At 62.5% G+C, this 21027-nt stretch carries 18 protein-coding genes and 1 pseudogene; 2 read left to right on the forward strand and 17 right to left on the reverse strand.

The annotated features are described in order from the left end of the window. Positions 1 to 127: 127 nt before the first annotated feature. Positions 128 to 526: pseudogene (locus D6M19_RS26330) on the reverse strand (glycosyltransferase); the annotation flags it as partial. A gap of 15 nt (positions 527 to 541) precedes the next feature. Continuing rightward, entirely contained in the window at positions 542 to 1552 is a 1011-nt protein-coding gene (locus D6M19_RS26335) for a glycosyltransferase family 2 protein (RefSeq protein ID WP_164478700.1), read from the reverse strand. Positions 1553 to 1803: 251 nt separating this feature from the next. Between D6M19_RS26335 and D6M19_RS26340 the strand changes: the two genes are divergently transcribed. Continuing rightward, positions 1804 to 3174 carry a hypothetical protein gene (locus D6M19_RS26340; protein ID WP_123028234.1) on the forward strand — a complete coding sequence of 457 codons (1371 nt, stop codon included), beginning with the start codon at positions 1804 to 1806 and terminating at the stop codon, positions 3172 to 3174. Here the strand turns inward: D6M19_RS26340 and D6M19_RS26345 are convergent. The 5 genes from D6M19_RS26345 to D6M19_RS26365 all read right to left on the reverse strand — a co-directional run bounded on the left by D6M19_RS26345 (position 3148) and on the right by D6M19_RS26365 (position 9187). Beyond that, positions 3148 to 4155, reverse strand: coding sequence for a glycosyltransferase family 4 protein (locus D6M19_RS26345; RefSeq protein ID WP_234835054.1), 1008 nt, complete (start codon positions 4153 to 4155; stop codon positions 3148 to 3150). The two genes, D6M19_RS26340 and D6M19_RS26345, sit on opposite strands and share 27 nt — an antisense overlap. An 83-nt stretch (positions 4156 to 4238) precedes the next feature. Next, positions 4239 to 5291, reverse strand: coding sequence for a right-handed parallel beta-helix repeat-containing protein (locus D6M19_RS26350; RefSeq protein WP_234835055.1), 1053 nt, complete (start codon positions 5289 to 5291; stop codon positions 4239 to 4241). A gap of 76 nt (positions 5292 to 5367) precedes the next feature. Next, the gene (locus D6M19_RS26355) at positions 5368 to 6627 is read right to left on the reverse strand and encodes an O-antigen polymerase (RefSeq protein ID WP_234835059.1); all 1260 of its coding nucleotides are present in this window, start codon (positions 6625 to 6627) and stop codon (positions 5368 to 5370) included. Between the two features lie 77 nt (positions 6628 to 6704). Continuing rightward, positions 6705 to 8099, reverse strand: a complete 1395-nt coding sequence (locus D6M19_RS26360; RefSeq protein ID WP_123028237.1) for a lipopolysaccharide biosynthesis protein — start codon at positions 8097 to 8099, stop codon at positions 6705 to 6707. Next, complete coding sequence (locus D6M19_RS26365) at positions 8096 to 9187, reverse strand: transferase (protein ID WP_123028238.1); 1092 nt, start codon at positions 9185 to 9187, stop codon at positions 8096 to 8098. Before D6M19_RS26365 ends, D6M19_RS26360 begins: the two co-directional genes overlap by 4 nt. A gap of 14 nt (positions 9188 to 9201) precedes the next feature. Here D6M19_RS26365 and D6M19_RS26370 point away from each other — a divergent pair, with 14 nt between their 5' ends. Further along, on the forward strand, positions 9202 to 9753 hold the full coding sequence (locus D6M19_RS26370; protein WP_123028239.1) for a dTDP-4-dehydrorhamnose 3,5-epimerase family protein: 552 nt from the start codon (positions 9202 to 9204) through the stop codon (positions 9751 to 9753). 23 nt (positions 9754 to 9776) lie between these two features. On the opposite strand, the gene D6M19_RS26375 is transcribed toward D6M19_RS26370, so the two are convergent. The 10 genes from D6M19_RS26375 to D6M19_RS26420 all read right to left on the reverse strand — a co-directional run bounded on the left by D6M19_RS26375 (position 9777) and on the right by D6M19_RS26420 (position 21024). Continuing rightward, the gene (locus D6M19_RS26375) at positions 9777 to 11033 is read right to left on the reverse strand and encodes a class I SAM-dependent methyltransferase (RefSeq protein WP_123028240.1); all 1257 of its coding nucleotides are present in this window, start codon (positions 11031 to 11033) and stop codon (positions 9777 to 9779) included. A gap of 398 nt (positions 11034 to 11431) precedes the next feature. Then, positions 11432 to 13012 carry a sugar transferase gene (locus D6M19_RS26380; protein ID WP_123028241.1) on the reverse strand — a complete coding sequence of 527 codons (1581 nt, stop codon included), beginning with the start codon at positions 13010 to 13012 and terminating at the stop codon, positions 11432 to 11434. Next, a complete protein-coding gene (locus D6M19_RS26385; RefSeq protein ID WP_123028242.1) occupies positions 13012 to 14076 on the reverse strand; it encodes an NAD-dependent epimerase/dehydratase family protein in 1065 nt (354 codons plus the stop codon). The genes D6M19_RS26380 and D6M19_RS26385 overlap by 1 nt, the downstream gene beginning before the upstream one ends. A 13-nt stretch (positions 14077 to 14089) precedes the next feature. After that, complete coding sequence (locus tag D6M19_RS26390; RefSeq protein ID WP_123028243.1) at positions 14090 to 14764, reverse strand: PIG-L deacetylase family protein; 675 nt, start codon at positions 14762 to 14764, stop codon at positions 14090 to 14092. After that, entirely contained in the window at positions 14761 to 15558 is a 798-nt protein-coding gene (locus tag D6M19_RS26395) for a glycosyltransferase family protein (protein ID WP_123028244.1), read from the reverse strand. The genes D6M19_RS26390 and D6M19_RS26395 overlap by 4 nt, the downstream gene beginning before the upstream one ends. Positions 15559 to 16270: 712 nt before the next feature. Further along, positions 16271 to 17440 (reverse strand): 17-hydroxy-3-oxo-4-pregnene-20-carboxyl-CoA lyase, encoded by a 1170-nt coding sequence (locus tag D6M19_RS26400; RefSeq protein ID WP_123028245.1) that lies wholly within the window; start codon positions 17438 to 17440, stop codon positions 16271 to 16273. Further along, positions 17440 to 17874 carry a MaoC family dehydratase gene (locus D6M19_RS26405; protein ID WP_123028246.1) on the reverse strand — a complete coding sequence of 145 codons (435 nt, stop codon included), beginning with the start codon at positions 17872 to 17874 and terminating at the stop codon, positions 17440 to 17442. The genes D6M19_RS26400 and D6M19_RS26405 overlap by 1 nt, the downstream gene beginning before the upstream one ends. Continuing rightward, positions 17871 to 18833: a bifunctional MaoC family dehydratase N-terminal/OB-fold nucleic acid binding domain-containing protein gene (locus tag D6M19_RS26410; protein ID WP_123028247.1), complete on the reverse strand. Its 963-nt coding sequence runs from the start codon at positions 18831 to 18833 to the stop codon at positions 17871 to 17873. The genes D6M19_RS26405 and D6M19_RS26410 overlap by 4 nt, the downstream gene beginning before the upstream one ends. After that, positions 18830 to 19993 carry an acyl-CoA dehydrogenase FadE29 gene (gene fadE29, locus D6M19_RS26415; protein WP_123028248.1) on the reverse strand — a complete coding sequence of 388 codons (1164 nt, stop codon included), beginning with the start codon at positions 19991 to 19993 and terminating at the stop codon, positions 18830 to 18832. Before fadE29 ends, D6M19_RS26410 begins: the two co-directional genes overlap by 4 nt. A 2-nt stretch (positions 19994 to 19995) precedes the next feature. Continuing rightward, positions 19996 to 21024 carry an acyl-CoA dehydrogenase family protein gene (locus D6M19_RS26420; RefSeq protein ID WP_123028249.1) on the reverse strand — a complete coding sequence of 343 codons (1029 nt, stop codon included), beginning with the start codon at positions 21022 to 21024 and terminating at the stop codon, positions 19996 to 19998. Positions 21025 to 21027: the final 3 nt, after the last annotated feature.

Consider the following 21027-nt stretch of genomic DNA (forward strand, 5'->3'; position numbering starts at 1 on the left):
TCTACAGCTCGACGTCTGCGAGCAGTTACAGTACAGTGTTAATATAGTGTTCTGTCAACGGAATGGCGATCACGGCTTGCTCGACATCGGCGTACTTGGGGAGCGTCAAGTGTGAACACTAGACGACGCCCGCCTCCTGTGCACGCATCGAAGGATCCCAGGCCCACCGAGCCGGGCTGTGAACATAGGCGATTACCGGCGCGTTGGTGGCGAACACCGCCTGCGTTGCAAACGCATGATGGCTGACTATGACGGCGTCGAGATCCTGCAGATCCAGACCACGGAAGGCGCGGGGTATCAGCGGAGTCAGCGGGGCGTACGAGCGCCTCGACAGCAGGCCGTAGTACCGGTCCACCCACGTGGTCCGCGGGGCCTTCGAAAGGCCACTCGGTACGCCGCTGGGCCGCGCAAGCGCCGCGAAGACCTCTGCGCTCGGCCACTGTTTTGCCAGCTGCTCGACGACGTGCTCCGAACCGGCGACCTCGGTGAAGCGCTCGTGCACAAGGGCAATACGTTTTTGGGGCATACTTCGCCTTTCGCGCTACAGGTATCGCGGCACTTCGAAGGAGGGTGGCAGCGGCGCCGGGCTGTGCACAGCGCGGCGTGCCGCCCGCCAGGAGCTCCTCAGCCAGCGCTTCTTGAACAGAAAGGTCAACGGAGGCAACACCTCGGGTGCTTCACGCCGAGCGGCGGCGAAGTCGAAAGCAGCTCGCGCATGCGGACCACGGCGGAGGCTCTGCGCGACGCCGAACCAGTACGCATAATCCCCTAGCTTCTTGGTCGCCATCGCCGCCAAGTCGTCGGCGGCCGGCAGCGCGGCGCCGCCTTGTGAAAAGAAGGATTCGAAGGCCTTTTCGTGCTCTTCGAAATCGCGGATCGGCTGTCGGGCAAACGCAGTCGTCAGCTGCGCCTCGTGCATCCGGCGGATACCCAACACCCGGTTGGTGCTTGCGACGTCGCCGAACATCGCCAACCGCAGGTACATCTCGAAATCGAAGGTACGAACCAGGCTCTGCGTGAAATGCCCGGCACGCTTCTGCGCCGACGTGCGCGCTATCACAGCGGGGGCGCCGATATCGCAGAACGAGTCCCAGCATGTTCTCCGGATGAATTCCCTGCCCTTGGTGATCTTCCAACGCGTGGTTGTCGCATCGCATCGACCCGGATCGAGAAGTCCGTCGACCAGTCTGCTTTCCACCCCGTAGAGAAACGACGCCTCACGATGTTCATCCAGGAAAGCGGTGCCAAGCGCAAGCGCTCCGGCGGCAAGCAGATCGTCGGCATCGAGAAGCACGAAGTAGTCGGCTTCCGCCCAATCGACGGCGCGATTGCACGAGTGGTGCATACCGCGATTGCGGTCGTTGAATATCAGAGACACCCTGTCGTCGTCGGCAGCAAGCTCGCGTGCGATATCCCGACTGTCGTCAGTCGACGCGTTGTCGATGATCAGCAGTCGTAGCCCGTCGACGTCCTGGGAAAGCACGCTCATGGCGCTATCGCGGAGGAACGATCCGTACTGATAGCAGGGAATGGCGACGTCGACGGTGGTCATGACACTGTCACCGGCCGGTCGACCGCCTGTCCGCATCGAATGAATCGAAATGGTGCAAACAAGATCTTCCTCCCTCCACGTGTACTTGAGCTTACGCCTGGCGCGTCCCGGTATCTAGTTGCTACAGTAACGTCATCGACCAGTCCGATGTGCACGTCTACGATGATCTTTTACGGCTCGGTCTAGGTCTGGCAACGAAACGAGGGTAGCTCAAATGGCCATATTCCGCACATTTTCGAGGGGGAGCTCCGATGCTTAGCAATGCATCAGCCCTTATCAAGCGGTTGACGACGCCGCTGTGGCGCGCTGCGCTGGTCGGGATACTTCTCGGTGCGCTTGCCGGCGGACTGGCTTTCCAAACAGAGCGCCAGACCGAAGTAACCGCACTGATCCGCCTTTACCAACCCCTCGACCCCGACCAGATCATCACCAACAGTGCCCCCTCCGCCGAAACACAGCAGAGCTATGTCTCCGGGGAGATCGCCTACCTGAACTCGCAGGGGTTCGCATATGCGGTGGCAAAGCAACTCGGCGGTCCTCCGCCAGGCGGCATCACCGCAGTTCAAGACACTCAATCCGCTGTCGTCAACATGTCGGCCATCGAGCCCGATTTCGCTGCGGCACAACGGGTCATCGACGCCGGCATCGACGTATACCGCAATCACCTCCAAGAGCAGAGCCGCGATCGAAGCCAGGCAGCGATGCGTGCGATCGACGAGGTAATCGACCAATTGCAGGCTGCGCCTGGTGCAACACCCGACCAATCCCAGAACGATTGGTCGCAGGTGGACGGCAACTCGGCGGCCGAAACGTCGTCGACCGAGTCGGATATCGCCGCCCGCGTCCAACAACTCCAGGCTCAACGTGCGGTCATCGACGTGCAAACCCGCAGGGGCGCACCATTCCAGGTGGTGCAACCTGCAACGGCGACCGATGATGACGGCATGCCGAGTTGGTGGCTCGGCGCGATGGGCGGTGGCCTGCTCGGCGGCCTCGTCGCAATCGCAGGCGCAACCGCATGGCGCAGGCGGGAAGGCGTCATGACCACGACTACAGCGGTGGAGGCCCACATCGAGCGCGTTCTGCTCCCGGCCGTTCGGGTGGACCGACTAGATAAGTCAAGCCACTCGTACACCCAGCTTGCCCGGTCGTTGTATGCCCAGTTGCCGAGCCCGCGTTCGGGGTGCATCGTTCTCATGGGCGCCTCCGCACAGTCGGGAACCGCAGACGTCGCCGCACTCATCGCGGCGGCCGTCGAAGAGCATGAGCCTGTACGCGTCGTTCACCTGGCTGACGGGTCAGCGGCGATGTACTCTCTCCAGTCGCCGCTGGGGCTGGGCGCCGAGGCGGCGACGATCATCGACGGCGGCTCCGTCGACTCGTCGCCTACGTTGCTCGAGGCGGCGAGGATGGCGGATCAGATCATCGTCGTCGCGATGCTTGGCCACGATGTGCTCGAAAGTGTCAAGGTCGCAGCGCATTTGGCGGGTCGCAGTGGTGTGCCGGTATCGGCGATCTGCACGACCGGCCGGCCAACGCCGACGACAGCGGCCATCGAGGTGAGCGGACGTCGTCGCCACACCATCGTCACGCCGTCAAGCGGCACGCTTCAGCAGTCGTGAGCGGCGGCCGGGCTGCGATTGACGAATGCAGTCGGCGACCACATTCGCGGAGTTCTCCCAGGAGAACCTGCGCGCATTGGCAGCGCCGCGTCGCCGGAGCTCATCGGCCAGTTCATCGTCATTCTCGAGTCGATCGAGCGCTTCGATGAGTGACCGGTTGTCGTCAGGGTCGAAGTAGAGCGCGCCATCCCCACACACCTCGGGAAGAGACGCCGCATTCGAGCTGATGACCGGACACCCGAGGACTTGAGCTTCGAGCGGCGGCAGGCCGAAGCCTTCATACTTCGAGGGAAATACCAATGCTCGCGAATTGCGGTAAAGCCAAGCCAATTCGTCATCGCTGAGGCGGCCCGCGATCACCGCGACGCCGTCCATTGATTGTGTTTTCGCGAATACCTGACTGTCACCGGCAACGCCAACCACCACAGTGGTACGGCCCGATTCGGCCAGGGCTACGACCGGGCCGATGAGGTTCTTGTGCCGAGCCAGCGTCCCGACCACCAGATAACGGTCGCCGTCGTGCTCGAGGTCGGGCCGGATCGGGTCTCCCGACAACAACGAGTCGGCCGCGCACGGTGCGACGAGGAAGCGGTCCACGGAGACACCAAGCACATCGGCCAGTTCACCGGCGCTGAAATGCGACACAGTGATGAGTTGCCGGGCGGTACGGGCAAGTATCCAGTACATCACGGTGTAAAACGCCACGAACGCCGGGCGGAACGTCCGCCGATAGCGAAACGTCGTGGCGTCGTGCATCGTTACCAGTTGCCTTCGCTTGAGTATCGGTGCCGGACCCGCGAAGTTGAGCAACAACTTGCCCATTGTCGCGATGGGAAGGTAGATCTGTTCGAACAGTTGACCGCTCAGCGGTGCGCGACGCACCTCTATGCCGTCCGTTCGCATCCAGTCTGGTACGGCCGCCCCGGCCGGAACGTGCACGACCATCTGGAGGTGACGCCCTTGCGCGAGCGCACGCACCATTTCGCCAGCGTACCGCTGGGTGCCGGTTAGATTCTGCGCCAACCATTTTCCGTTGACGTGGGTTTCGTGGTTCATGGTTTTCCTCAGTCGACGGATATGGGATTGCCGTCCTGGGTCCACCCCGACACGGTGAGGCTTCCTCCAGGTACATCGGAATACAGCGGTGGCACCGCAGATCCCCGGATATCGATGTGATCGAGCGTTACGCTTTCCACGCTGCCTGCCTCGGCGATGACCCCGACGTCGCGTTGGGCAACACCGGGCGTAGCGGCAATCGCGACATCTGAGATCTGGACGCCACGAACCGCTTCGCCTGCGTTCTCCGACGTGATCAGGATTGCGCCTTGCACCACATCGGAGTTCGTATTGGCGCCGGTTACGGTTCCACCCGAGATCGAAACCGATTCGACGGAATGGGTGAAGTAGGGATCGCCTTCTGTGGCAACATAAATGCCTGCGGCGTTGGTGTTCGCCACCTGGAAGTCGCGCAGGGAGATGTTACGTCCGCCGACCACTGAGATGCCCCGTCCCCATCGCGTGGACGCGACGTTGACCCGACTGATCTGGACGCCGTCACATGGGGCGCCGTCGTTACGATAGGAAACGACGGCGACACCGTCATCACCGGTCGCAGCGGTGCGGACATTGTCGATCACCCCATTACTGCTCCCGCCGGTGACATGGACTCCGTCAGCTCGAGTCCCGGTTATGGTGACATCGTCAATTCTGAAATCGCGTGCCCGATAGACGAATACACCAGCGGCGGCGGATCCGGTTATCGAGACATTGGAGATGGTGTCCCCGTTTCCGGAGATAACCACCTTGTGCTGGTCGATGTCCGACCAGCGTTTACCTTCGGTCCCCGCGGTGAGCGTGAGGTTCGTCAACTGCACTCCGTCGGCGAGGATTTGGAGTGCCGATGTGGCGTCGTTCGTCGCGTGCAGGGTCGCGCCGTTACCATCTATGCGGACGTTCGGTACGCGAAGCTTCAGTACGCCGCTATGGGAGTACATCTGCGGGCTGAGCTCTAACAAACCACCGGCAGGCACCGCGTCGAACTGGGCCTGCAACGTTGCGGTGCTGTCCGCGTCGGGATGGGCCCCGCCCGCCATCGCAACGCCCAGCGCGACGACCACCGCAAAGCTGATGGCGACGACAATTCTCTTCCATCGCCGACTCAACCGTCTTGTAAGCGATCTCGACTCGCGGGTATCAGGTGCCATCTCTGGCTTTCGCTTCACTCTTCGAAACAAGCAGTGCAACGATGAGCAGGCCGAACCACGCGTAGGTGGTTCTCCCCTGCGCCCAGTACAGGTAGCGCGGCATCTCCAACAGACCCACGAAGACAACGGGGTAGAACATCAAACCGAAGGCATCACCACGGCAGAAGCGGCGGTAAAGGTAGCCGGCGATCAAGCCGACCACGAGGAAGTAGATGAGGCCGCCTACGACACCGTAATCGATGAAGGGTCCGACGTAGCCGCTTTGGTTGTTGAACTCCGGGCTCCCGAACTGATAAAGCATCGAGTCGTACAGGGAGCTGGGTGTCCCGCGATTGTAGGGCTCGGCGTGACCGCCGAGGCGCACATAAAGATCCGCCTGCTCGATCCCCGGAGCTGCCCAGAATGCCTCAATTGTGTCGTACGGCAGCCTATTCGGCCAGTCTAGATGTTGCAAAACGAGGTGACCGTTGTTCAGCGCGGTCGCATAGTATCCGGCGAATCGACTCAAGACGAAGTCGAGATAGGACTCCGAAGTATGCGTACGAAAATATGTCCAGGACCTGGAGTACTCGAACAAGCCGAATATCGCGATGACGGCGACGAGGCCGACCGGTGGCATGAAGCGAAGTACTCGCCTGCGCCAGCCCTGTTTCACAGATAGACTGGCCGCGACGACCACCGTGATCGGGACGACCAACTCGAGGATCGCCAGGCGTTCGTCGAAGTAGAAGGCGCGTAGCGAGGCGAGGACGACGACGGCGAGCAGCTTGTACAGCTCGATCCGCGAAAACGCTTTCGTCAGCAGAATCGCCGAGACTACGACCGCCGCTATTCCGAACTGTGTCAGCGTGGTGACGCCCGGGATGGTGCCGACTATGTCGCGAATCCCCAGTCCTTCACCGTAAGTCGAGGTGAGGTCGAATGGGTTGAGGCCCGCGCGGACGATGGCGAAACCAAAGGCCGCGTAGCCGATCAGCGTCAGGGTCGTCAGCACGGTGCTGCTTCTTCGCAACAGCCTCACCGAGCTGCCGGACAGGCCAGGCCATTCCACCGTCGGTGGCTTGTATCTCGGTATGGCCGCGATAGCCACCATGGCGCCGAACGCGATGGCGACCGCACCCGATCCGAAGAGCCACAACGTCTCCCACGTAATCGATTTCGGGGTGCGCCACAGGCTGCGGAACTCGCGATCACTCAGCAACACGGTTGGCGCGATCGACGCCGACGCCACGACGAGCGAGATTACCACTGGCGATAACCACCAGACACCCGGCTCGAGCGGTGCCGACGAAGGCGGGTCCTTGCGCACGTCGGCGATTACGGCGGTCACGATGTCACGCTCGATGTCGGTGTGCCTGCGTCGGTGACATCGATGTCAGGTGCGCTGTCGGTGCCCGCACCGGAGTCGTGGAAGAGGTCACGCGCCGCAAGGATGATGTGCCGGTGTGCGCGTGGCGCGCGTCCAAGCGCCCGGCGCGCCGTATTCCATTGGGCGACAGCCATAACGGCAATGCTCACCGATGTCACCATAGCCAGGGCGGTCGGGCCCGCGAGCAGCGCGGCAACGATAGCGGTGGGAAACGCAAACCCCAGAACCACAATCGCGGTTCGCGCCGCGGCGGTGATCGACCCGCTGACGATCAGCAGCGTGATGCTGCGTTTGAACGACGCGTCGACGATTCCCCCGACTGCGAGGATGAGGAGGAACGTCGCTGCCGGCGCCATCGAAGAGTCGTACGCGGTCTCGACCACGAATCGCCCGAAAACTGTGAGCAGGGCGACGAATACAAGCACGATAAACGCGTTCAGCGTCGCGGAATTGGAGAGCATTCGGACGACCTCGTCCTTCTTGCCCGCAGCCCACAGGCGAGACGCAGGCGCGGCGACAGCCAACCCCGTCAGCGCCTCCAGTATGGTGACCTGCATCGCGAGTGTGACCGCAGCCGCGTACTGGGTCGCAACGGTCGGACTGAACAGCGCGGTCGCCAACCATATCGTTCCCTGCAGCATGAGGAACTCAGCCAGATCGAGACTGAACAGCTGTGTACCTTCCTTGGTCGCCGTCCGCAGGGTCGCGAATCCTCCTGAGATATCGAAGTACGAGATGTCCTTGCGGGCGTGCACAACGGCGATGGCAAGCTGGACGGTCGCGACGGCCAGATATGTTCCCAGAACGGCGAAGAGCGACTTGTGGTGCAGCCCGAACACCAACGCCACGACAAACGGCAGGGCGATGACGCTGCGGATGTAATGCATTGTCGCCACCGACGCGTGCACCCGGCCGGTCGCGGTGAAGATGTCGCTGATCATCAGTCGGGTCGTCTCGACGATGATGAGCAATGTGGTCATCACGAACGCGGGGAAGAAGGACGCATGGCCGAACAACCCGTTCAGCCCGATGACGGCGATGATCGGTGCGGTGACACACGACAACAGAAATGTGGCCTGCAGGTGGGTTCCGGTGATTTTTCGCCGAACCTGTGGATCCGGCTCCATCGCGACGAGCCGAATAACGTTTGGCCCCATTCCAAGACAACCGATCTTGGCGCCGAACGACAACGACGCCAAGATCGCGAAGAATGTCGCCGCTTCGTGGGCTTCGAGGCTTCGAACGACGACGACCGTCATCAAGAGCATCGATGCCATCCCGGCCGCCGCCGCCGCCACACGCAAGACGAACCCCCGCCGTAGTTCGCCGCCCGCACTCAATTTGGTACTCACTGTGCGGCCAATTCCGATGATGCGGCGACGTGCCATCGACCGTCGAGTTGCGGGTACCGGCGACGGACTTCCGCGCCGATCTCAGGGATGGTGACCAGCACAGTGTCCGGATTTGCGGCGATGAGTTCGTCTGGCGAAATGATGGGAATATCCGTGCCCGGCATTCGGCGTCCTTGTTTGGCGGCCGACGCGTCCGCAACCGCGGCGATGCGCCCCCGGTCTACGCCGGCAGCCGCGAACAACGTCACCGCGCGTGAGGCGGCACCGTAGCCGTACACGGTCCGGCCCGCGGCTTCTTGCGCGTCCAGCCAGTGGCGCAGAGAGCTGATCTCACTTTCCGACGCACGTTGAAGACGACCCACCACAGACGGGTCGGTGATGCCGAACTCGCTCTCGGACCGAAGAATTCGGGTTACATGATCGTCCGGATCGACACGGCCGTGGACAGCGGCGATCATGACCGTTCCGCCATAGAGGTCGAATGACCACGCAGTTGCGACGCTGAATCCGACCGTGCCGAGCAGCTGGGTGAGGGCCGACAGAGAGTAGTAGACGATATGGCCATGCCTCAGTGCATTCCACTGTCCCTGAGTGACTATCGCCATGAGGGAATGGAATTGAAGGAGCAGCACGCCGCCGGGGGCGGTCGATCGAGCGCGCAGTTCGAATGCTGCCCGCTGATCGTCGTCGTGCATGATGCCGAAACAGTCGAGTACGACATCTGCGACTTCGGCTTCACCGAAGCCACGGTCGTGCAAGAGGGGCAACCAGGTTCCTCCGTGGGGGCTGCCGAACTCACGCACCGTCCTGCCACGCAGCCAACCTGCGTCGGCGGCGCACCCGACCGCCGCTACGGCTTGATCACGGAGTGCCTGCGGTTCGATCCCTCTGGGCTCGTCGCCAACGCTGACGTCTTGACCGAGCTGGGCGAGGCCGCACACGGTGCAGAGTTCCATCTGCAACGGCGGCAGCGACTCGGCCGAGCTTGTCGGTTCGTCGCAACCAGGAAAGTAGTCTGTGGCGGGCAGCCGACCGAGGTCGAGAACCCGATGCATCTCAGTGGCCGCACATCCCCGGCATGTACTCATGACACAATGGATTCGTGCGGTTCGAGCAAACGAAGCTTGACGGTGTACTGCTGATGGCTCCCGAGCCATTCCGAGACGAACGCGGCTTGTTCACTAGGACGTTCGACGTCGAAATCTTCGACAGACAGTTGGGCGACGGTGCGTCCGCTAAGTTCACGCAGGACTCCCAATCCCGCTCTGTGCAGGGAGTGGTGCGGGGGCTGCACGGCAGATCGGGAGCCGGTGAGGCGAAACTTGTTCGGTGCGCGCACGGCGCGGTCTTCGACGTCGTCATCGATGCACGAAGGAGCTCGCCGACCTTTGGCAGCTACGAGACGTTTCTGCTGGACGACGTCGACTTCCGTCATCTGTTCATCCCGGCCGGATTCCTGCATGGCTTCCAAGCACTGACGCCCGTTGCGGACGTGTGTTACAGAATCGATCGACCGCACAATCCATCCGAGGACATCGGCGTGACGCCGTTCGATCCTGACCTTGCGATGCCGTGGCCTCAGCCGGTCTCCACCATCTCCGAACGCGATGCACGTAGCGGTAGCTGGAAAGAACTCGTGTCCCGGTTGATGTGACGGACCAGATAACCTAGCCGCCGTCACCTCGCCGCTCCGGAGAGTTGTCGACGACCCAGTTCCGCCTTGTGCAGCGTGGGGAGCGGAAAGATCAATTCGGCACCCCACTCGCCGATGTAGGCGAGTTGTTCGGTGAGCTCGATCTCGAGATTCCAGGGCAGCGCGATCACCACGTCGGGACGATCCGTCGCGATACGTTGCGTCTCGTGGATCGGAATTCGCGTTCCAGGTGTGAACCTGCCGTGCTTGTACGGGTTTCGGTCGACGATGTACTCGATGAGGTCGGAACGAATCCCGCAGTAGTTGAGCAGCGTGTTGCCCTTACCCGGGGCGCCATAGCCGACCACCCGCTTACCCTGCGCCCGGCAGTCCAGCAAGAACCGCAGTAGTGCATGGCGAATCGCCTCGGTCCGCCTCCGCAGATTCAGGTAGCCGTCGACTTCGTGAAGTCCGGCCGCCTCTTCCATCGCCAATGCCTGATGGACGCGCTCAGTAGGCACTCCGGCGGACGCCGTCGGCCTGGCCCACAGTCGAATTGAGCCACCGTGGGTTTCCAGCAGCTCCACGTCTACCAAGGCAAGATCTCCGATGGCGAGCGCCCGCATGGCGGAATGGACCGTGTAGTACTGAAAGTGCTCGTGATAGATGGTGTCGAATTGTCCGAGCGCGACCAGGTTCTGCGCATGATGCACCTCGATGCTCAGCCAGCCGGTATCGCTCATCAGGGTCCGCATCGCCTTGGTGAAGCCGACCAGGTCCGGAACGTGCGCGTATACGTTGTTCGCGATGACCAGGTCGGCAGGCCCATGCTCCGACCGAATGTGGCTCGCGGTGGTCTCATCGAGGAATGCCGTCACGGTCGGCACACCTCGTTCACGTGCTGCCGCTCCGACATTGACCGATGGTTCGACGCCGACGCACCGCACCCCTGAGGCAACCACGTGCTGCAAGAGATAGCCGTCATTGCTCGCCACTTCGATGACAAACGATCCGTCACCCAGACCCAGTCGCCGATTGGTTCGCTCGACGAACGTTTTTGCGTGCTCGACCCAACTATCCGAGAACGAGGAAAAGTACGCGTATTCGACAAACGTGTCTTCCGGCGTGATCAACGCAGGCAGTTGTAGCAGCAGGCAGTGTTCGCAAAGCCGCAGATGCAGCGGATAGGTCGGCTCGGGGCAGTCGAGCTCCTCTTCGGCGAGGAAGCGTTCACACGGTGGCGTGGCGCCGAGATCCAACACACTGACCAGTTGGTCCGATCCACATAGCCTGCAACGCATCGGACGCTCCGTTCTCCTCGTTCACCGATGGCACCTAGAGGCCGCCTGTCGCAACATTTGCCTGATTAGCTCAAGTGGCGTTGCGCCGCTGCATATCCGCTCTCCGCTGTTGTTATCGTACACAAGCCTGCAGATTAAGCAAACTTCTTGTGTCAACCATTGAGGTCTGGATATGGGCATATCACATGTGCAAGCAAATCGAGGAACATCCCTAGACACAGCCGATATTCGAGATTGGAACGGCGCAGTTGAGCGACAGCGTCTGAACCGCTGCCTACACCAGCGTCCGCAATTTCAGCAATTTTCTAGCCATCTCACAGGACAACGCAGTCTGTGAAGGGCTGGAGTGTATAAGGCGTGCTGTAGCCGATTTGGCAAACCGAGCAACCTGCCTAGTGCTAGTAGGCGCCTTCACGCCGCAGGACCGCACGTGCGGTGCGCCATACGATCAGCAGATCCAGAACGCAGGACCAGTTGTCGACGTATGAATGATCGAGTCTTATTCGCTCGTCCTCCGACAGATCGGACCGACCCGAGATCTGCCATAGGCCGGTGATGCCCGGCTTGACGAGGCCTCGTCGCTGTACGAAGTCCTCCACCGACTCGCCTTCGCCGGGTACGAGCGGGCGTGGGCCGACAACGCTCATCGACCCGCCGAGGACGTTGAGCAGTTGCGGAAGTTCATCGATGCTCGTCGCGCGGAGGAATCGTCCGACGCGGGTGACGCGGGAATCGCAAGCGGATTTGAAGAACACACCGCTGTCATTGGCCGAATGGCGTTCCAATTCTTTTCTCGCGTCGGCATTCACCGACATCGTGCGCAGCTTGAAGATTCGGAACGGCCTGCCATGGTGACCGACCCGCTCCTGCCTGAAGATGATGGGGCCACCGTCGTCGAGTTTGATGGCACAGGCCGCGAGGAGCAGAATCGGCGCCGCGCAGATCAGCGCCGCCGTCGACAGAACCATGTCGAACAACCGTTTCGAGATAGCCGACGGCCCATCCTGTCGCGGTGGGGCAATGTGGAAGAGCGGCAAATTGTCGATTGGTCGCATCTGCACGCGTGGCCCCGCAACGTCGGTGACACCGGGCATGACGATCAAATCCGTCCCGGCCGACTCCAGTTGCCAGAGAAGCTTCTTCATCTTTGTCTGCCCTAGATGCTCGCCCGCTGCCACAGCCAGCGCATCGGCACTGGTCAAATCCATTGCGTTGGTGACGGTTCTCCCGTCGCCGAGAATCGGGATGCGCCCGCTTGGCGTGTCGAGTTCGTCTCCGATTTCACCGACGAAGTCCGGAATGCAGGCACCGACAACTCGATATCCCGTGTCTGTAGACCGCCCGAAACTACGGCAGAGCACGCGTGCAGACTCCGGATTTCCAAACACCACCACGCGCGTGATGAACTCACCGCGAAGTCGCCGCCGCGCCAATCGCTTACGGATGCAATGGCGTCCGATGACCAACGCGACCAAGCCGAGTCCCAGTACGACGCTGACCTGCGCTCGCGGCACACTGACGTCGAGCAGAACGGCCGTCACCGCGAAGATCCCGAAAACCCAGAACGTCGCGAAGATCACCCGTCGGTACTCCTCGGCGCCGATACCGATGAGCGAAATATCCCGGGACCGCTGGGCTTCCAACGCGACAAGCCATCCGATGGCCAGCACCACCGACAGGACCGACGCCTGCGCCGGGTTCATGCCCGCTGCACCGTCGGAGGACGCTACCTGAGGGGCGGCCACGATATGGGCGACCATTGCGACAACAGCGAGAATCAATGCGTCGACGGCGACCACCGTGCGTCGGTGCACCCGCTTCCACTTGTGTGCACGTGCCTTCGCCTGCGGTGCCTCTTCGAGCAGGTCAACCAGGGAGTCGGACTCCGAGCGTTTGAGTAGGCGCAGGTTGCGACGGCTCAGCCGGACAGCCGGCCGATGAAACGTCGAACTATGAGCATCAGGCAATGAGACCGACATCAGATATCACGGCCTTGCTGGACCCAGAAGAGACTGTCATCGACCTGCCCGGTCTTGAGCAGGTACTCGACTTGCTTGAGGCGAGTGTGACCGCGACCGTAGAACGTCTCGGGCTCCATCGCGATGGATTCGAAGACCCGATGCAGCTGCCTGGCGCCCGCCGCGATATCCCACCTCGGATCAAAGTCCGGGAACGCCTCGCGAATCTTGGCGAAGGCTACCCGGTAGCTGCGTTGATCACCGCTCGGCGGGCCGAAAGACAGTTCACAACCAGGAAATTCATCGGCCACCGCCTCGGCGATTTCGCGTACGGTCCAATTGTTCTGATCTGAGCCGACGTTGACGACGAGTGCGTGCGCCACTTCCCGAGGCGCTCGCAACGCGCAGCTGATCGCCTTGGCGATGTCCAAGCCGTGCACGAGCGGTCGCCACGGTGTTCCGTCGCTCGTCATGGCGATCTTGTGCTCGACCCATGCCAACCCGCACAAGTTGTTCAGCACGATGTCGAACCGCATCCTCGGCGACGCGCCGAATGCCGTCGCGTTGCGGAGAAAGGTCGGCGAGAACTCGTCGTCGGCCATCGCGGTCAGATCCCGCTCCACCATGGCCTTGCACTTGGCATAGGCCGTGAGCGGATTGAGCGGGCTGGTCTCGTCGACAGTGCCTTCCGCAACCCCGTAGACACTGCACGACGACAGGTAGATGAACCGCGAGACGCCTGCGCGTTTGGCGCACTCGGCCAAATGCACGCTGCCTGCGTGGTTGATGTCGTATGTGACATCAGCGACCAGATCGCCGAGCGGGTCGTTGCTCAATTCGGCCATGTGAACCACTGCGTCGAAGCCGCGGAGGTCTTCGGCCTTGATATGGCGGATGTCACTGTTGCGGGTCAGGGGAACTGAGCCAGCAGGTCCCTCGCCTGGAATGGCGAGGTGCGGTGGGCAGAGCCAGCCGGTCCGGTAGAAGCCCGTGTCGAGGCCGACGACATCGTGGCCCTCGGCCATCAGTTGTGGTGTGAGCAGGGATCCTAGGTAGCCGTCGGATCCGGTGACGAATATGCGCATTTTCTCGCTTCGTTCAGAGGGTTTCTGACACCGATGAGGCGGAACGGCCGAAACGAAGGAGGCTCTTCTCAACGACGAAGGCCTCCGCGTAGCGACTGTGGCACTGCACGCCCCTCACTCGCATGAGCCCGAGAAAGGCTTCCCGGTCGAACCAATGACGGTCGAGCTGCGACTGATAGCACTCGTGCAGCACGTCGGATTTTCGTACCGCCGTCGAAGACGCAACCGGCGAGTACACCGCCGGGGTAGGTAGGTCGGACTCCCACTTGACGATCTCGTAACCCAGAATCAGATGGTCCCGAAACTCGGTCGGAATGAGTTCGGCGATCAGTCGGTGGTCCTGGTGAGCATCGCGGCGCTGCGGGCCGATTACCAGCTCTGGTTCGCATGAGCGGCGAAAAGTCGCGAGGAGTCCTTTGACGTCACCCCAGTGGTGAGGCAGCTCGCCGTCGGGGAGATCCGCGACAGTCAGCCGGACTTCGGCCTCACCGCACATCGCCGCGAACGCATTCTTCTCCTCGACTTCCCGCTCGGTTCCGCCGCCGGTGAGCACCAAACCGTTCACCACGATCTCCGGGTGCTCGCGGGTGAGCTCCAGCAGCGTGGCACCTGCCCCGATCGCGATGTCGTCGCAGTGCGCACCGATCAGCGCGATGCTTGTGAGCGGCGTGACCGGCAGGTCGATCATGATGCGGCTTTCACCAATTCGGCCGACTCCCAGACCGCCCAGGGTCGGATCCCGTTGACGTAGTCGGCATCCAGCTCGGCGCGTTCCTTGAACGTGTCGGCGGGCTTCCAGAAGCCGTCGTGTCTGTATCCGATCAGGCGGCCCGTGCCGGCCAGTGCATGGCAGGCGTCACCGACCAGGTCGCCGTTCTCGGGTATCAGGTCGATGACGTCTTGCTTGAGCACGAAATACCCGCCGTTGACGCCGACAGGAAATTGGCTCAGCGGCAGAATCTCCTTGACCTCACCGGTAGACGCGAGATCAACACAGTGGAACGACGACTGGGGAGGGACCACGAGCATCGACGCCGATGCATCCGCGGCGATCGTGTCTTCGATCATCGTGTTGAGCGGCGCATCGGTGAGGACGTCGGCGTAGTTCGCGAGGAAAAACTCGTCATCGCCGAGGTGGCGGCGGACGCGCCGGAGCCGCTCGCCGATCGGGGACTCCAGACCGGTGTCCACGAAAGTTATGCGCCAATCGGAGATGTCGGAATCCGCCAACTCGACGCGACCGTCGCGCAGCACGAAATCGTTGGATTCGGTCTCCCGATAGCTGAGGAAGAAGTCCTTGATCTTCTCGGCGCCGTAACCGAGGCACAGGATGAAATCGCGGTGACCATAGTGGGCGTAGTACCGCATGACGTGCCAGAGCAACGGCCGCGGGCCGACCATCTGTAACGGCTTCGGTATGACGTCACCCTCGGCGGTTCGCATTCGCATGCCGTAGCCGCCGCAAAACAACACAACCTTCATCCGACGCTCCTTCGTTGACGTGCATTGGCAGAACCAGCGGAGCCGGTGAGGGGGACACCGACTCCGCCGGTTCTCGTGTCGCGCCATGAGCAGTTGACGCGGCTGGTTGGAATCGACCGCAGGGGGTGGTGGTGTGCGCCGATCCGCGGTTCGTGGTGCGGCATCGCCCCCTCTCGCTCGGCGGGTGCGGCCGGTGTGTCGTGGTTTTCAACGACTACGCAAATTTCTATGAGTTAGCTGTCGATTGACGGGTGGCGAACACGTTGTCCATGGAGTTAGGAAGCTACCACTCGTACTTTCGCATCGCAAGGCGAATCTAGCAAATAACTTGACCTACGCAGGTGCGCAGCGGTGGGTGACCTGGCCCACACCTGGGTCCCGCGTCGTCATTACTGCCTTCTACCTGGCTATTTATTTGTTCGACACCACCTCGTCTGGCCATTTTTTAATTGACTTCTCCGTCAAGATAGACATCATATTGCAGATCTAGCAATATTTCTTGCGACCAGAGTTGATGTTCGCTCTGCGGGTCGACGGAACCCGTAGACACTCAGCTAGTGCATCGCGCTGGAAACAAGGGCAAACCCGGATGCCAGTTTCCTGGTTATCGATCGCGAACAGAACACGCCGGCTTGGTCGCGCCGTCATCGAATCTGCCACCCGCGAACGAGCGCGGTGGCCAGGATTTCGGACTGTCAGCCCGGTTGCAGCGTCAGCCGAGAATCAGACCTGAAGTGGGCACACCGGTGCCTGCGGTGACGAGGATATGCTCAACATCGTCTATCTGGTTCACCGACGAACCACGCAGTTGCCGGACGCCTTCGGCGATGCCGTTCATGCCGTGGATGTAGGCCTCGCCTAGCTGACCGCCGTGTGTGTTGATCGGCAGCCTGCCGCCGACTTCGATCGCGCCGTCGGCGATGAAGTCCTTGGCCTCGCCCTTTCCGCAGAAGCCCAACTCCTCCAGCTGAATCAGCGTGAACGGAGTGAAGTGGTCGTAGAGGACCGCGGTCTGGATATCCGTCGGCTGCAGCCCGGATTGCTCCCACAGTTGCCTGCCGACAAGACCCATCTCGGGCAGCCCCAACTCGGGGCGGTAATAGCTGACCATCGAGTACTGGTCCGGGCTCGAACCCTGCGCTGCGGCCTCGATAACCGCGGGCCGGTGCTTGAGATCCTTCGCCCGCTCCGCCGACGTTATGACCAGGGCGACCCCGCCGTCGGTCTCCTGACAACAATCCAGGAGCCGCAGCGGCTCGGCGATCCACCGCGAATTCTGGTGGTCCTCGATGCTTATCGGCTTCTCGTAGAAGTACGCCTTCGGGTTCTTGGCCGCGTGCTTGCGGTCGGCCACCGAGACCACGCCGAAGTCCTTGCTCGTAGCGCCGGACAAGTGCATGTATCGCCTGGCGATCATCGCCACCTGCGCCGCGGGCGTGGACAGGCCATGCGGATACGAGAACGAGTTGTCCACACCCGTGGAGTCGGCGTTCTCCACCAACCGCAGTTGCACCTGGCCGAACCGCTGCCCCGACCGCTCGTTGAAAGCCCGGTATGCGACAACGCAATCCGCGACTCCGGTGGCCACGGCGATCGCCGCCTGCTGCACCGTCGCACACGCCGCGCCACCGCCGTGGTGGATCTTCGAGAAGAACTTCAGCTCGCCGATGCCGGTGGCGCGCGCAATCGCGACCTCGGTGTTGGAGTCCATCGTGAACGTGACCATGCCGTCCACGTCGGCAGGCGTCAGACCCGCATCGCCGAGGGCGTCCAGTACGGCTTCCGACGCCAGACGCAATTCGCTGCGGCCGGAGTTCTTCGAGAAGTCGGTGGCACCGATCCCGACGATCGCCGCCTTGCCGGACAGCTGACCGGTTCCCATCAGGCGTTCCCTCCGATGGTCAATGTCCCGGTCGCGATCACGTGGTTGCCAAGGCTGTTGCTGCCAACGACTTTGACGGTGATCAGGCCGTCTTCAACGGCGCTCACCTCGCCGTTGAACGTCACCGTGTCGTACGCGTACCAGGGCACCCCGAGTCGCAGTTTGATCGACTTGATGATCGCGGTCGGGCCTGCCCAGTCGGTGATGTAGCGCTGCACCAACCCGGTGTCGGTGAGGATGTTGACGAAGATGTCCTTGGATCCCTTGGCCTGCGCCTTGTCACGGTCGTGGTGGACATCCTGATAGTCACGCGTTGCGATGGCCGTCGACACGATGAACGTCGGATCGCCGTACAGCGACAGCTCCGGCAGCTTTGTGCCCACCTCGATTTCCGGAGCCGCTTGGCCGGCGACATCAGATGGAGTTGCGCTCATGCGTCAGGCTCCCATGCATACAGTGTCCAAGCCGGTCCGTTATCCCCCTCGGGGAAGTCGATATACGTTGCGCGGACACGCATTCCAACTGCGACTGTCGCGGGGTCGACGTTTCGGAGCTCGCCGAGCATCCGAACCCCTTCTTCGAGTTCGACCAGCGCAATGACAAACGGCAGTGTGCGGCCGGGCACCTTCGGTGCGTGGTGGGTGACGAAGCTGAACACCGTGCCCTTGCCGCTGGCGACGACATAGTCGGTCGGCACCTCTTTGTCCTGCCACAGCGCGGGCACCGGCGGGTGCTGCAGGCTGCCGTCCCCTCGCCGCTGGATGCGTAGCTCATGCGCGTTGACGCCGTCCCAGAAGAACTTGGTGTCGCGAGAGGATGCCGGCCGCATCATCGCGTCGGCGTCGAGGTCCTCGGGAACCGCCGCCGCTTGCGGCTGGTCAGCGTCTGCAGGCCTGAACTTCAGGATGCGCCAGTCCATTTCGGCGACGTCCTCGTCGCCCACCTGCCAGGTGATCCGCTGGCTGACGAAGTAACCCTCGCCGAGGGCAGTGTTCTTCGGGCCGACGACATCGGTCAACTCGGCGACGACGCTGACGTCTTCTCCCGGCCGCAGATAGCGGTGGTAGGTCTGATCGCAGTTGGTCGCGACGACACCGACAAAGCCTGCTCCGTCGAACAATTCCATGATCGGCCCGATGGGGTCATCGCCGGGGCGATTGCCGCCGAGGCCCATCATCGTCCACACCTGGATCATTGCGGGCGGCGCGACGACACCAGGGTGGCCGGCCGTCTTCGCGGCCTGCTCGTCGATGTAGATGGGGTTGTCGTCACCGATGGCGTCGACCCAGTGCCGAATCATCGGTTGGTTCACCGGATCACGACCGACCCGCGGCTTGCTGCGCCCGGCCGCCTTGATCTGTTCGACGGCCTTGTGGATGTCGTCCGGATTCACCTGGGTACCCTCGGCACCTTCAGCCCCGAAGCCGCGATCATCTCGCGCATCACCTCATTGACTCCGCCCCCGAACGTGATCACCAGATTGCGTTTGGTCTGGCTGTCGAGCCACTCGAGGAGTTCGGCCGTATCCGGGTCCGCCGGATTACCGTGCGCTCCGACGATCTCCTCGGCCAGTCGTCCCGCATACTGAATACGCTCGGTGCCAAAGACTTTCGTTGCGGCCGCATCGGCGACGTCGATTGTCTCGCCGGACGCCGCCACCTGCCAGTTGAGCAGTTCATTGATACGCCACATCGCTTTGATCTCGCCGAGTGAGCGCTTGACGTCGTCGTGGTCGAGCGGGGTATCCCCGTTACTTCCCGGCTTGGACGCCCAGGTGTGGATGCGGTCGTAAAGCGCCGCAAACCGCCCTGCCGGTCCAAGCATCACCCGCTCGTTGTTCAACTGGGTGGTGATAAGGCGCCAGCCGCCGTTCTCCTCGCCGACGAGCATGTCGGCAGGCACCCGGACATCGTTGTAGTAGGTGGCGTTGGTGTGGTGCGCACCGTCGGACAGGATCATCGGAGTCCACGAGTAGCCGGGATCTCGGGTGTCCACGATGAGCATCGAAATGCCCTTGTGTTTCGCGGCTTCCGGATCGGTGCGACACGCCAGCCAAACATAGTCCGCATCGTGTCCGCCGGTGGTGAACACCTTTTGGCCGTTGACGATGTACTCGTCGCCGTGGCGGACCGCGGTGGTGCGCAGCGATGCCAGGTCGGTACCCGCCTCAGGTTCGGTATAGCCGATCGCGAAGTGGACCTCGCCCGCGAGGATGCCGGGCAGGAACTTCTTCTTCTGCAGTTCGGTTCCGTACGCCTGCAACGTCGGGCCGACGGTCTGCAGCGTGACCGCGGGCAAGGGCACGTCGGCGCGGTGCGCCTCGTTGACGAAGATCGACTGCTCGATCGGCCCGAAGCCAAGGCCGCCGAACTCCTTGGGCCAGCCGACGCCGAGCTTGCCGTCATTGCCCATTCGCTTGATCACCGCGCGGTAGGCCTTGCCGTGCCGGTCCTTCTCCATCTCCGCGGCCTCTTCGGCCGTGATGAGATTCGAAAAGTACTCGCGCAGTTCGCCTTGCAGCTGCTTCTGCTCGGGGGTCAGTTCGATGTACATCCCTAACTCCCGTCGCTTCGCTCGCCCAGCGCGGCTCCCACCAGATCCAGACGGTGTGACGGGCCGCCGAGCAGGCGAACCAGGTCCTTGATCGTCGAGTAATAGCGGTCCATCGGGTAGGCGATGTCCATACCCATGCCGCCGTGCAGGTGATGGCACAACTGCATCACCGGCGGCGCCTGTGAGGCGAGCCAGTAGCCGAGCACATCGGAATCCTCATCGGCGTTCAGCCCCTCGGAGAGGCGCCAGACCACCGAGGTAGCAGCCAATGTCAGGGTGCGAGAGGCGATGTACACCTCGGCCAGCTGCGCCGCCACGGTCTGGAACGTCGAAAGCGGCTTTCCGAACTGCTCGCGGTTGGCGACGTAGTCGGCGGTCAGCCGTAGCGCACCGGCGACGAGCCCCGACGCGAATGCGCCGATGCCGGCGAGCACCAGCTGGTTGACCCGCGTCGCCTGCGCGCCCGCCAGGACGTCGTCGTCGGAAACAGCGACATCGGAGAACGCAACCACGTATTCGTCGGAGTGGTTGGATGTCGGCGTCTGGGTGGCCTGCACTCCGTCGGCCTGCGACGACACCACCACGACCCCGGTATCGGCCGTCACGACGATCCAGTCCGCCTGCGCCGCATACGGAACGCCGATCTTGGTGCCGTTGAGCCTGCCGCCTGCGAGCTTGGCGGCCGGTTTGTCCGGCAACGCTGCGCCGGGTTCGTTGAGGGCCAGCGTCACGATGGATCCCTTGGCTACACCGGCCAGGTAACGGTCCTGCTGCGGCTCGGATGCGAGATCCAGGAGCACGGCGGTTGTGCCGAGAGCAGCCAACGCCGGACCGGCGGTGCCGTGCCTGCCGATCTCGGTGAGCGCCGTCGCGAGCTCGGGCAGTCCCACGCCGTCACCACCGAGGCGATCCGGCACGCCCAGTGCCGTCACACCGCCCGCGACCAACGCGTCCCAGCTGTTGTCACGCTGCAGAACCGAGGTGACGACGTCGGCGACTGCCTGCTGCCCTTCGTCTGGGCTGAAGTCCACCCG

Origin of the sequence: Mycolicibacterium stellerae (genome assembly GCF_003719305.1) — a bacterium.
GTDB classification, from domain to species: domain Bacteria; phylum Actinomycetota; class Actinomycetes; order Mycobacteriales; family Mycobacteriaceae; genus Mycobacterium; species Mycobacterium stellerae.